This is a genomic window from Shewanella mangrovi (assembly GCF_000753795.1).
Lineage (GTDB): Bacteria > Pseudomonadota > Gammaproteobacteria > Enterobacterales > Shewanellaceae > Shewanella > Shewanella mangrovi.
In genome coordinates this window covers 185,822-198,712 of sequence record NZ_JPEO01000001.1, presented here as the reverse complement: position 1 = coordinate 198,712, position 12,891 = coordinate 185,822, and the positions used below count along the sequence as shown (strand labels likewise).

The 12,891-nt window shown below is 49.3% G+C and carries 11 protein-coding genes; 1 reads left to right on the top strand and 10 read right to left on the bottom strand.

Going from position 1 to position 12,891, the window contains the following annotated elements; all coding sequences use genetic code 11:
- Nucleotides 1–203 precede the first annotated feature (203 nt).
- The 3 genes from araA to HR45_RS00815 are packed head-to-tail and all read right to left on the bottom strand — an operon-like array spanning nucleotide 204 to nucleotide 4,091.
- On the bottom strand, nucleotides 204–1,706 hold the full coding sequence (gene araA, locus HR45_RS00825; protein ID WP_037438757.1) for an L-arabinose isomerase: 1,503 nt from the start codon (nucleotides 1,704–1,706) through the stop codon (nucleotides 204–206).
- Between the two features lie 37 nt (nucleotides 1,707–1,743).
- The gene (locus HR45_RS00820) at nucleotides 1,744–2,436 is read right to left on the bottom strand and encodes an L-ribulose-5-phosphate 4-epimerase (RefSeq protein WP_037438755.1); all 693 of its coding nucleotides are present in this window, start codon (nucleotides 2,434–2,436) and stop codon (nucleotides 1,744–1,746) included.
- Entirely contained in the window at nucleotides 2,436–4,091 is a 1,656-nt protein-coding gene (locus HR45_RS00815; RefSeq protein ID WP_037438753.1) for a ribulokinase, read from the bottom strand. Before HR45_RS00815 ends, HR45_RS00820 begins: the two co-directional genes overlap by 1 nt.
- 922 nt (nucleotides 4,092–5,013) lie before the next feature.
- Here HR45_RS00815 and HR45_RS00810 point away from each other — a divergent pair.
- Nucleotides 5,014–6,417 (top strand): RICIN domain-containing protein, encoded by a 1,404-nt coding sequence (locus HR45_RS00810; protein ID WP_037438750.1) that lies wholly within the window; start codon nucleotides 5,014–5,016, stop codon nucleotides 6,415–6,417.
- A 70-nt stretch (nucleotides 6,418–6,487) separates the two neighbouring features.
- On the opposite strand, the gene HR45_RS00805 is transcribed toward HR45_RS00810, so the two are convergent.
- The 7 genes from HR45_RS00805 to HR45_RS00775 all read right to left on the bottom strand — a co-directional run bounded on the left by HR45_RS00805 (nucleotide 6,488) and on the right by HR45_RS00775 (nucleotide 12,548).
- The gene (locus HR45_RS00805; RefSeq protein ID WP_037438749.1) at nucleotides 6,488–7,255 is read right to left on the bottom strand and encodes a glucose 1-dehydrogenase; all 768 of its coding nucleotides are present in this window, start codon (nucleotides 7,253–7,255) and stop codon (nucleotides 6,488–6,490) included.
- A gap of 129 nt (nucleotides 7,256–7,384) precedes the next feature.
- Nucleotides 7,385–8,266: a damage-control phosphatase ARMT1 family protein gene (locus tag HR45_RS00800; protein WP_156103979.1), complete on the bottom strand. Its 882-nt coding sequence runs from the start codon at nucleotides 8,264–8,266 to the stop codon at nucleotides 7,385–7,387.
- A gap of 211 nt (nucleotides 8,267–8,477) precedes the next feature.
- Nucleotides 8,478–9,962 carry a DEAD/DEAH box helicase gene (locus tag HR45_RS00795; protein ID WP_037438747.1) on the bottom strand — a complete coding sequence of 495 codons (1,485 nt, stop codon included), beginning with the start codon at nucleotides 9,960–9,962 and terminating at the stop codon, nucleotides 8,478–8,480.
- Between the two features lie 248 nt (nucleotides 9,963–10,210).
- Nucleotides 10,211–10,483: a hypothetical protein gene (locus tag HR45_RS00790; RefSeq protein ID WP_037438745.1), complete on the bottom strand. Its 273-nt coding sequence runs from the start codon at nucleotides 10,481–10,483 to the stop codon at nucleotides 10,211–10,213.
- A 71-nt stretch (nucleotides 10,484–10,554) separates the two neighbouring features.
- The gene (locus tag HR45_RS00785; protein WP_037438744.1) at nucleotides 10,555–10,791 is read right to left on the bottom strand and encodes a hypothetical protein; all 237 of its coding nucleotides are present in this window, start codon (nucleotides 10,789–10,791) and stop codon (nucleotides 10,555–10,557) included.
- A 170-nt stretch (nucleotides 10,792–10,961) separates the two neighbouring features.
- Entirely contained in the window at nucleotides 10,962–11,975 is a 1,014-nt protein-coding gene (locus HR45_RS00780) for a zinc-dependent alcohol dehydrogenase family protein (protein WP_037438742.1), read from the bottom strand.
- Between the two features lie 288 nt (nucleotides 11,976–12,263).
- Entirely contained in the window at nucleotides 12,264–12,548 is a 285-nt protein-coding gene (locus HR45_RS00775; RefSeq protein WP_037438740.1) for a hypothetical protein, read from the bottom strand.
- Nucleotides 12,549–12,891 lie beyond the last annotated feature (343 nt).

Here is a 12,891-nt window from a genome sequence, read left to right as displayed (position 1 = left end):
CACTTTTGCTCTAACCAAACATGCAAGCAATGGCAGAGCGCGAGTTGGTTTTCCTGCTAGGCGGCGGGCGCGACGCGTAGTGGTCTACGCGAGCAAGCGCCAACAACTCAGGAGAGCCAAATCGCCTCTGCGCCAAAACCAAACGCCATAAACACAAAAAGGCCAACCCCACTAATGGGGTTGGCCTTATTTGAGTTTAAGGATTAAAGACCTTTGCTCAGATGATAGTAAGCTGCGCTTTGACGTAATTCGTTCTTGAATGAACGAACAGTGGTATCACCATCTATAACCGCACATTCAACACCGGCCATTTCTGCATAATCGATGATCATGTCAGTGTTAACAGCTTGGCTGTATGCAGTGTGGTGCGCGCCACCGGCGTAGATCCATGCTGCAGCAGCGGTTGCCAAGTTTGGACGTGGTTCCCACAGTGCAGAAGCGACTGGCAGTTTAGGCGTATCAGCAGGTGGATTCACTGCATCAACTTCGTTCACGATGATACGGAAACGATCACCCAGATCCACTGGCGATACGGCAACACCGGCACCGGCTTTACCTTTGAACAGCAGACGCGCGGTATCACATTTCACACCGATGGTGTGGCGATGTACTTCCACTTTTGGCTTAGCAGCAGCGATTGATGGGCATACTTCCAACATGTGCGCTTGCAGGGCTTGGTCTACTGCACCGAAGTTATAGGTGTAGTCTTCCATAAATGAAGCACCACCATCACGGCCTTCGCCCATCACTTTCAGGATGCGTACCATGGCAGCAGTTTTCCAGTCGCCTTCGCCGCCGTAACCGTAACCTTGAGACATCAGACGTTGAGTTGCCAAGCCTGGCAGACCGGTCATACCAGTCAAGTTCTCGAAGGTATTGGTGAATGCACCGAAGTTACCTGCTTCAAGGAAACGTGCCATACCCAGTTCTAAACGTGCTTCTTGTTGCAGCATTTTGAATTGGTATTCATCTTCCAGCAATGCAGCAGCGACTTCGTAGTCATTGCGATAGATTTCGATTTGGTTTTTAACGTCAGCATCAGTCACGTCATTGATCACTGATACTAGGTCGTTGATACCATAGCCGTGAACTTCATAACCGAAGGTGATTTGCGCGCTAACTTTGTTACCTTCAGTTACCGCTACTTGACGCATGTTGTCACCGAAACGGGCAACTTTCAGGTTGCGAGATTCGTTCCAGCCCAATGCTGCACGACACCAATCATCGATTTGGGTCTGTACACTTGGGTTCTGCCAGTGACCTACAACCACTTTGCGCTCTTTGCGCATGCGGGTACCGATGAAGCCGAATTCACGGTCACCGTGAGCACTCTGGTGAGTGTTCATGTAGTTCATGTCGATGTCAGCCCATGGCAATTCTGCACGGAATTGGGTGTGCAGGTGCAACCAAGGCTTGTTCAATACACTCAGACCAGCAATCCACATTTTGGCTGGCGAGAAGGTGTGCATCCACAATACCAAGCCCACGCACTCTTTGCTGGCGTTAGCTTCTTGGCACAGGTTGAAGATCTCTTCTGGGCTCTTAACCGTTGGTTTGCAAACCAGTTTCACAGGCAGATTAGCTGTTGAGTTCAGGCCTGCTACGACGGTAGCGCTGTCATCAGCTACGGTTTCCAATACTTTTGGTCCGTACAGAGTTTGCGAACCTGTGACAAACCACACTTCTTTATTTGCAATGCTATTCATAACGACCTCGATTTAGTTGAAAGCGGGGCTTACCGGTTTAGTTTTGACCGTAGTAAGCGTTCTTACCGTGCTTTCTGTAATAATGCTTGTCTGCGATTGCTTGGCTCAGCACTGTGCCTTGTGGCGCCAGTGTGCGCGTCAGATATGACATCTTGGCAATCTCTTCGAGCAGCACTGCGTGGTATACCGATTTCGCTGCATCAACACCCCAAGTAAAAGGCGCGTGACCAGCAACCAGCACCATCGGTGCAGCTTCATAATCTTTGTCTTTGTAGCAGTCGGTGATTTGCACACCTGTTTCTTCTTCGTAGTCACGGGTGATCTGCTCTGCCGTCATTTCAGCAGTGCATGGGATTTCGCCGTATACGAAGTCTGCGTGTGTAGTCCCCAAGCATGGAATGCCAGTTTTGGCTTGCGCCCACGCGGTCGCATAAGTGGAGTGAGTGTGAGTCACACCACCAATGTTTTCAAAATGACGATACAGGTGAGTGTGAGTTTTGGTGTCAGAAGAAGGACGCATCTTGCCTTCTACAATGTTATTTTCCAAATCCACAATCACCAAATCTTCAGGCTGCAACTTATCGTAAGATACGCCACTTGGTTTAATGGCGATCACACCTTTGTCGCGGTCGATCTGAGATACGTTACCAAAGGTGTAAACCACCAAATTACGGGTTTGCAACTCCATGTTGGCTTCAAAAGCCTGGCGTTTGAGTTCTTTGTAACTCATTATTTTGCTCCGTTAACGTACTGACCCAGCGCCTGATATTTCTTATACAGACGGTCATATACCGCTGCATTTTCAGGAATAGGTGTATAGGTTTTACATACAGGTGATGCCATCACAGCTTGCGCCTGTTCAACGGTTTCGAATTCGCCTGCTGCGACAGCAGCAAAAATTGCTGCACCGAGCGCACAGCTCTGGTCGCTTTCCAATACTTCGATTGGGCAGTTCCACACATCGGCACAGGTCTGCATCACGAAATCAGACTTCTTAGAGATACCGCCGATAGTGACCACTGACTCAATGTTTACGCCTTCTTCGCGGAAACGTTCGGTAATTGCACGGGCGCCAAACGCAGTTGCTTCAACCAAACCACGGAAGATTTGCGGTGCACTGCTGCCCATTTTCAGGCCAGTAATCGCCATGCTCACGCCTTGGTCAGCATCTGGCGTACGACGACCATTCACCCAATCCAGCGCAGTAATACCCTGCTCGCTGATAGGCAATTTAGCTGCTTCGTTAGACATCGCCACTAAGGTTTTGTCTTCAAATGCTTGCGCTAACGCTGCTTGGTCAACACCTTCGATGGTTGGCAATACTTCGCGAATTGGCCACAGCAGCAGGTTTTTGAACCATGCGTACAAGTCACCAAACGCCGACTGACCAGCTTCCAGACCAATCATGCCTGGCAATACAGAACCATCGACTTGACCACAGATACCGCGAACAGATTTACCTGCCAGCTGCTCTTTTGAGGTCACAGTGATGTCACAAGTAGAGGTACCCATTACCTTGGTCAGTACGCCTGGACGTACTTTGGCAGCAACTGCGCCCATGTGGCAGTCAAATGCACCATAACCAATCGCGATACCGACTGGCAGACCTAGCTTAGCGGCCCACTCTTCGGTCAGGTGACCAGCAACTTCGCCTGCGGTTTCAGTCGCAGGGTTCAGGGTGTCAGCCAGACCATCTAACAATGGGTCGATGCCAACAAAGAATTCATTTGGTGGGAAACCGCCCCACTCTTCGTTCCACATGATCTTATGACCGGCGGCACAACGGCCCATGCGGAATTTTTCTGGATGAGTCGTACCAGCCAGAATCGCGGTGATCCAGTCACAGTGCTCAACCCATGAGTAAGTTGCTTCACGCACTTTCTCATCGTTGCGATAAACATGCAGCGCTTTGGCCCAGAACCACTCAGATGAGTAGATGCCGCCCATATGCTTGAGGTAGTTCACCTCATTTTCAGTAGCTGCTTTAGTAATTTCAGCCGCTTCGGCAATCGCCGTGTGGTCTTTCCACAATACGAACATCGCATTTGGGTTTTCAGCAAACTCTGGGGTCAATGCCAATGGCACGCCGTCTTTGTTCACTGCTACTGGCGTTGAACCTGTGGTATCAAAGCTCACACCGATAACGCGATCAGCTGCACCAGCAGGTGCAACTTGCCACAGACCTTGGATTACTTGCTCGAGGCTGTCGAGGTAATCGAGTGGGTGTTGGCGGAATTGATCCTTTGCCGGCTCGCAATACAAGCCTTTGGACCATCTAGGATAGTAAATCAAATGGCTAGCCACCTCTTCACCAGTTGAGGTGTCTACCAAGAGGGCTCTGACGGAGTCTGAACCGTAGTCCAAACCTAAGGCATAACGAGACATAACAAACCCTTCGCTTAAACTGAAAAATGGCTGAATTTAGTCAATCTTGAACATATTGTATGATAATAAGACCAAGGGCTACTTGTAAAGATGCTCAGCGAATTACCCTACATTACCGAAACTGTCTTACAGTTCAAAAATAGGTGCAGTTTTGTGACGAAGTTTAAAACTAGCTCATCCATTCAGAGTTGCTAATTTTCATATTAAATCGTACAAATCGCCAGCAAAATTTTGATGATTATTTTCGATACTACTTATCGAAGTAAACGATAAGAATTCCTTTGTCTACGCGGGTTAACACGCTGCTTAAGCGAGTGAATACAGTGCTTGCAACGGCGCTAAAGGACTGCGGCGGCGTTGTATTTTATTACGGAATTTTACTACATAGGTAATACTATTTGAGCAATAAAATTTTTCATCGGTTTTGTGATCTTCATTTAGCAAGCACTCAAGCGCGTTAAATTTGACCAACTCATCGGACGAGTAAAAACGCGCAGGAACAAGCGTTCGCTGGAAAATACAGCACTGCGAATGCGTTATCGCTGGTTAACTTCATCATTGTACTCAGCGCTCGCCACGCAAGATTTACATTTGTCACCGCATGCTTCGCTCGTGCGCCTCAGCTGCCGCGTCACTAGACGTTTATCTCTGAGCGCACCACAAAAAAACCATCATGTACTCGTCGTGAATTTTTAAATAAAAAGATTTATATCAGATAGTTAATCAAGTTCAGACGACTCACTTTGATACTCATTCCTTATCGCTGCCGCTGAGCGAGCACATCCAACACTTTACAGAACCACGGCGCCTGTTCTCCAAACGTCTAAGGTGTCAGTCAATTGTTAATATAATATGTTAATTGTGATTACGGCCGCGCTGGGGAGTGTGCCGTAACGTTCACAATATTAAGGAGATAATAACTATGAGACTGTTTCACACAGTCATTTTCGGCGGCATGATGCTGGTCGGAACGGCACAAGCAGCAGTAGTGAATGGGGTCTATACCATTCAATCCAAGTTCAGCGGCAAGTTGGTAGAAGTCGCTAACGCTGATAACAATAATGGCGCCAATGTAAGTCAGTGGCCGGATAATGGTCATAACACGCAACGCTGGTTAATTACCAAACGCGATGACGGCTACTATTCGGTGTTAAATCTGAATAGCGCTAAAGCGATGGAAGTGTATAACTCCGGTAGCAATGACGGTGATAACGTCTCGCAGTGGCAATATTGGGGCGGCGCCACGCAGAGATGGAATATTAGCGATCAGGGCAACGGCTACTATCTGCTGATCAATAAAAATAGCGGCAAGGCGCTGGATCTGCTCGGTTGGGACGCCTCCAACGGTGCCAATATCGGCCAGTGGTCTGTGAATCATTTGGATTCGCAGCAATGGAAACTCAATCTTATTCAAGCCTCAGGCGCTAAGCCGGTCGACACTTCAACCACGAATGGCGCCCCTAACTTCTGGCCACTCAGTGGTAATCTGGGCACACATGACCCTACCATCGCCTATGAAAATGGCTCTTGGTGGGAACTACAGACCGGTGTTGGGATTTACGGTAAAGTCAGCCACGATGGGCTGAATTGGGAGCCATTACCATCGGTATTTCCATCACCGCTGAGTTGGTGGAAGAACTATGTGCCGGGCAATACCAATAACGATGTGTGGGCGCCAGATCTTAAGCACTACAACGGCAAAATATGGCTCTACTATGCCATTTCTACCTTTGGCTCACGTGTTTCAGCCATTGGCCTCGCATCCGCCGACAGTCTCGCCGCCAGCAACTGGCAAGACAGAGGTTTGGTGATCAATACCACTAATGCGGACAATTACAATGCCATCGATCCCGATCTGGTGATTGATAAAGATGGCGATCCTTGGTTGACCTTAGGTTCGTGGAACTCAGGCATCAAGGTTGTGCGCTTAAATCCGATTACCATGAAACCTATGGGCGATATCAGCAGCATTGCCAGTCGCTCAGGCGGTATAGAAGCGCCGACCATTATCTATCGTCGCGGCTATTACTACCTGTTTGTTTCTGTCGGCAAATGTTGCTCAGGCGTCGATAGTACCTACCAAATCCGCTATGGGCGCGCCACGGATATCACCGGCCCATACTTAGATAAAAACGGTAACGACATGATGAGTGGAGGTGGTTCGCTATTTGATGGTGGCAACAGTCAATGGGTGGGACCCGGTGGGCAAGATATTGCCAACACCGATGTGATCATTCGTCATGCCTATGACGCGACAGATAACGGCAACCCCAAAATGCTGATCAGCACCCTGAATTGGGACAGTAACGGCTGGCCAAAATATTAGCTTTGCCTTAAAACTCAGGCAACAAAAAGGGGCGTATTCAACGCCCCTTTTCACACCAACACTACAGCGGTTATTGCACCGTGAAGCCACCATCGACGGCTAATGCATGACCAATGACGAAGCTCGCCGCATCACTGCTTAACCACATCACAGCATTCGCCACTTCTTCCGGACGACCTAAACGGTTGATCGGTTGTTTCTTGGCAACAAATTCTTCGGTGATCACGCCTTTGTCGATCATATCTGACACCATCGGGGTGTTGATAGCACCCGGACAAACAGCGTTGATGCGAATCCCGCGTTCAGCGTACTCCAGCGCGGCACTTTTGGTCATGCCCAATACGCCGTGTTTTGACGCATGGTAAGAGGCGAGCTTTTCCAATCCCACCAAACCACCAACAGAAGAACAGTTAACGATAGAACCTGAGCCTTGCTCGCGCATGTACTGCAGTTCATGCTTCATACATGCCCAAACTCCACGCAGGTTGATGGCATTTACCTTATCGAAATTCTCGGCAGTTTCATCTGCGGCATCAACAGCCGGTACCTGAATACCTGCGTTGTTATACGCCATATCCAAACCACCAAACGTGTCCACCGTATGTTTTACCAGAGCAGCCACCTGCGCTTCATCTGTGACGTTACAAACAAAACCAGCGACGTTACCTTTAGCCGAGCTCAGTTCGGCAACGGCGTTGTTTAGTGCCTCTTGGTTTACATCTGACAACATCACCGCCGCACCTGCATCGGCGTATGCCTTAGCCGCCGCAAACCCCATGCCCGACGCTGCCCCAGTCACCAAAGCAACCTTGCCCGAAAAATCATAAATGACGCTCATGGTCATGCTCCTAATATTAATCGTCTTTAAAAGTGTGATCATTATCACTCAGTTTGGCCGACCAATATTAGTATTCTCGAATAATACGCTTATGACTTAATCTAATAAATCAATCTGCTACGCCGCAGTTCAGGCGCTAATCGCCGACGATATTGAACGATTACTGGCAATCACCCAATCCCCCTGCGCAAATGGAGAATGCTGCGCTAATACCGCACACTTAATTTGGGTCAGGAAATAGATCTCACGCTCGGCATCATGCAGCGTCTCATAGTTGGCCATGCCCTTGGCAATCACCACCTCTGCGCTATCGAAATAGTGTTTAAAACTCACGGAGCATTGTGCCAAAGGCGTCCCCGGCGCATCACAGCCCGTGTCAATGACTTTGGCTAGCGCGGCAATGCCAGCGTCGACCGTATCGGCCACTGTAGCATCATTGATTACCGGAGAAGCTTTGACTGCATATACCACTTCAAGGTGCGGTGGCAGTTGCTCAATCAGTAATTTATCAAAGAAGGTTTCACCCACATTATCCGCCAAAATCAACACCCGTTTGGCTTGAGATAATGCCGCTTTTAGCTGTTGCACCATGTTGATGTCAATCGGTTGTGCCAGCGCTTGCTCAAGTATGATGGGAGCTTGCTCAGCGGCAGCGATTGGCAAAGCGCCAAAGTCGATGATGTTCCCAGCAATAGCGAAGCGTAACGCGGCTTCAAAAGCATCATCAGCCGTTACGATTAAGCTTTTGGCGCGGTGAGCCAACGATAATGCCATGGCAGCGGATTGCGCTTTCACTTCAGCATAGGGATCTTCGCAGGCACTGTGCTGACGTAACACGCGGTGAATAAGCTGCGCCATTTCTGGCGGCGATAATGACAAGTCAAATTCAGCGGCCTCTCGTAATACCCGTTTGAGTAACTGCTCCGCAGCTGCGTCATTGTCACAGACTTGTTTGGCGGCTTCCTCCGCTTGGCGCGTTAAACATGCCATGCATGCTGCACTGGTTTTCACTGGCACTATCCTTATTCCATAAAGGTCAGCTAGTTAGCATAGGCCAAAAAATAACAAGGGAAGTTGATGTGAGTCGAAGAACCAAAAGCGAACAGACGGTGCCGCCACAACTGGCGTTGCACCCGATGTGAAGTCTGCAAACAAATACGGCGCCACGCTTATCGCATTGGCACCGTATACTGCTCAAAAAGTGCAGTTGCTCGTTAGCGGATTATTTCTTGCCACCGCTTAACCAAGGATTGAAAGCTTGTTGCTCTTCCTTTTGCGCCGCAGGTTTGCTGGTGTCGTTTGCTCGCGGCGTGTCGCTACGACTGCGACGCACCTGCATTCTTCCCTTCCCCTGTTCAGCTTTGCTTGGCGCAACTTCCTGATGGGAATGAGGCAAATGCTTCGCCTTTGGTTTGGCTTTAGCACTACGGTGTTTTTTCGCTTGGCTGCTGTCAAAACCACCTTCACTGCTGCGATAAGCATTGTCACGCTCGCCGTCGTGTTGACGAGGTGCACGGCTCGGTTTCGCCGCTTTATTTTTCGGCACGAAATTTAATACCGACACCGGCACTGGCTTTTTCGGCGCAAAGCCTTCGATTTCGCGGCGTTCAATCAGTTGATTCAGGCGGCGCTCAATGGCGCATAGGTTGCGAAAATCATCTTTCGACAATAGCGATACTGCCTCACCGCTATTACCAGCGCGGCCAGTACGACCAATACGGTGGATATAATCATCGGCTTCATCGGGCAAATCATAGTTCACGACACGCGACAAACTGTCGATGTCGATACCGCGCGAGGCGACGCCAGTGGCCACCAAAAAGCGCAACTTACCCGCTTTAAAGTCTTCCAGCAGTTGTTCACGCGATGCTTGGCTGCGGCCACTATGAAACGCTTCAGCGCTAATACCCCGCTTTTCTAACTGGCTCACCAGTTTAGCGGCACCTTGTTTGGTACGAATAAAAATCAGCGCCTGCTGCCAGCCATGTTCATTGATTAGATGACTCAGCAATGCCGATTTAGTGTCTTTATCGACGGTTACCAACCATTGCTCAATTTTGGGAGCCGTGGCCTTATTGCGCGAGATCTCGATCTCTACCGGATCAATCACCGCGGTCTTTGCCAACGCCCGTACTTGATTTGATAAAGTAGCGGAGAACAACAGGTTTTGCCGGTCTTCTGGCAAACGCTCAATAATCTTATTGATCGCTTCAATAAAGCCCATATCGAGCATGCGGTCAGCTTCGTCCAGCACTAACACCGAGGTTTCATCAAAGCGAATGGCGCGCTGGGTGTACATATCCAGCAAACGCCCTGGGGTTGCCACCAGAATATCAACACCTTCAATCAAACGCTGTTTCTGCGGCGCTTCCGCGACACCACCATACATGGCCATCGACGTCAGATTAAGATGCTTAGCGTAACTGCTGATGTTGTCATGCACCTGCACTGCCAGCTCACGGGTTGGCGTCAGAATAATTGCGCGTACGCGCTTAGGACGGATCTTGTCGCAATCGGCAAAACGCTCCAATAATGGCAACACAAAACTGGCTGTTTTACCGGTGCCGGTTTGCGCTGCTGCCAGCAAGTTTTTACCTTGCAACACCACCGGAATTGCCCGCTGTTGGATCGGTGTTGGTTGGGCATAACCCAATTCAGTTAAAGCGGAAACGATAGATTCGCGTAATCCAAGGGCTGCAAATGACATGGTAAATCTCGGGTAATAGATGATGAAAGGTGGCGGCTAAACCAAACGCTGTGTGCCTGAATCGCGGCGCGGAATCTCAATCCGCCAACAGCGGCGCAAGTATAGTTGAATGTGGCAACTAAAGGTAGTTAAACCCAGTGAGCCACTCAGAAATGAGGTTGCCGACTGGGGTTATCTTCTGGCGCAAGAAAGGTAACAACGAATAGCGAGACATTCATCGCCGCGAGTTCAACAAGAAACGCCCCTAACTAGGCATCTGTAGCGCTGTTATCCGGCTTAACTATTTGATGCAGATGAGCCGCAATACTAGCGAGATGCTTCGCTTGCTCCTCTTGCGCTCGCGCAACATGGCGTTGTGCAATGGCTTGCTCTTGTGCGGCCATGGCAGATTTTTCTAGCGCTGCAGCTCGCTGTTGCTGCGCTTTGACAAACTTATATAGCATCACCAGCACAAAGATGGGGATAAAAAGATAAGCCAATACTATGACTGCTGATAAAGATCCTGCTCCAACTGCGACCATAATGATAAATCCCTTTAAAAAATTGACACCACAAAATTGACATTAACGACACATCAGACCGTCAGCAAAAACTAAATGTTTTTGGAAGGTTGAGATTTGCCGAGATGACGCAATTCAATCGCGATGCTGGCCAGTTGTTTGACTAACTCAGCTTGAGCCTGCGCCGTCTGCTCCAGTGCAGAAGCTTGGCGCCGCTGCGCCCCCACCAGAAAAATAAGTAAAGATAGCAGCATTATTGGCACCGAAATATATGCCAGCACTAAGGCTAAAGCAGGCGCTAAATCAGTTATCGCACGAGCCGTTTCCATATGAATAAACTCCATTTATCAATCAAATAAGCCGCCATGCTTATCCTATTTTTAAACCGTATTATTTTCAATAAGATAAACCTAATCCCTAATGTAAAGGACACTCGACATCTAAAAAGAAGGCCGTAGCCTTCTTTTTAGTGATTCACCTTCGCGAACAACAATATCACTTACCACTCTACACAGATTTTGCCGAAATGCTTGCCACTCAGTTGGTGCGCAAAAGCGTCCGCAAGTTGTGCAAATGGCAAAGTGCTGTCAATCACAGGACGAATACCATTGACTTCCAAGGCCGCAATAAATTCTTGTTGATCACGCCGGCTCGCAACAATTAACCCTTGCAGGCGGGCTTGTTTCGCCATCAGCAGGGCCGTTGGTACCTCGCCTTGCACACCGGTCAGCACCCCAATCAAGGCAATATGCCCGCCCACTTTTACCGAGGAAATCGATTGTGCCAACGTACCAGGGCCACCGACTTCTACCACATGGTCAACGCCTTCGCCATTCGTCAGGCGCAGCACCTCCTGCGACCACTCTGGATGTGTTTTATAGTTCACCACCGCGTCCGCTCCCAGCGCTTTAACCTTAGCCAGCTTTGCATCAGAGGATGAGGTGGCAATCACCCGTGCGCCCATTGCTTTCGCGAGTTGCATCGCGGCAATCGATACGCCGCCTGTGCCCATCGTTAACACAGTCTCCCCTGCTTTTAACTGGCCATCGACCACCAATGCCCGCCAAGCGGTTAACGCGGCAGTCGTAATCGTCGCGCTTTCTGCATGTGTCCATCCTTTAGGCGCTTTAGTAAAGGCTCTCAGCGGACGCACAACATATTCTGCCGCCATTCCCTCGGAGCCGTCGCCCGGCGTAAACCCAAAATGCCCGACACCTGCAAACGGTTTCCCAGCAACCCAGTTAGGGAAAAAAGTGGAAACCACGGCATCACCTACTGCGAACTCCTCGACACCTTCACCTATGGCATCCACCACACCGGCACCATCTGACATCAAGATGCGATTTTCGGCGGTTGGCACTGTGCCGTTAGCCACTAATAAGTCATGGAAATTGAGCGAACTTGCCTTGATGGCCACTCGGATTTCTCCCGGACCAGGTTGACCTGGATCAGCCAGCTCACTCAAGCAGATCTGCTCAAAGCCGCCGGGTTGTTTCAAAATCATGCCTTTCATAGTCGCTCCTTTAAATACGCTGATGCGCTCCCCGAGCGCCAGCAAAGACAGAGCCCAGCCTAGTATTGGCGAACACGTCTGTCGATAGAAAACCATGATGAAAGTGAACGGAATTATCACTGCGCCATGCGAGGACGAAGTGTCTGTCAGCAATGAACATTGGATTGAGATCCAGAGTGAAATGTGTGAACAGTGGCTTTTGCGGTTAACACATGAAAGCACTCCAACAAGCGTCAGAGTGCTGAATAATTTGCAGAGAAATTGCCAAAACAAGCAACCCTAGCGGGGTTATCCTCTGAACTTTCGATACTTCGTCAGTATCTCTACCGCTTCCCCCAGCAGTTTATCGGCAGGTGTCCCCCAGTAATTGATGAGGAAGAAGGCGAAACTCAGTCCGGCTGACATTGAAAATACCGTTGGAAGCTCTTCGTCAATGCCAACCAACCACTCACGCCCAAATAATGTCAGCGCCATCAGTCCAAAACCACAAAGCAGCGACTGCCATTTGGAGCGTTGCTGCTTGCAGTAGTAGCGCTCAACCTCAGTAATGAACTCTTTATCTGTCATATCCATAAATCCTCCATGTAATTGACGTCAGCACTCCTTTGCGACTCTTGACGCGATGTTTAAACCTTAGAGTATTCCTGCCAAGTTACTAACAAGTAAGTTGTCGATTTTTAAAGCAGCTCACAAGCATCACTCAGAATGCGTGATAGCTAACAGCAGCGATTGCTAAAGCAACTATCAACGCCCATTACGAGAATTGAAATCTGCTGGGAGGTCATCTCGATTTGCAAAATATTCCCCGCTGACATTGACCCAAGCTCTGCATGTTCAGGCAAAAAAGACAAAACCCCCGAACTGACGTTCGAGGGTTTTGTTGCGTCTGGGTGATGAATTGAGCCGAACTCAATTC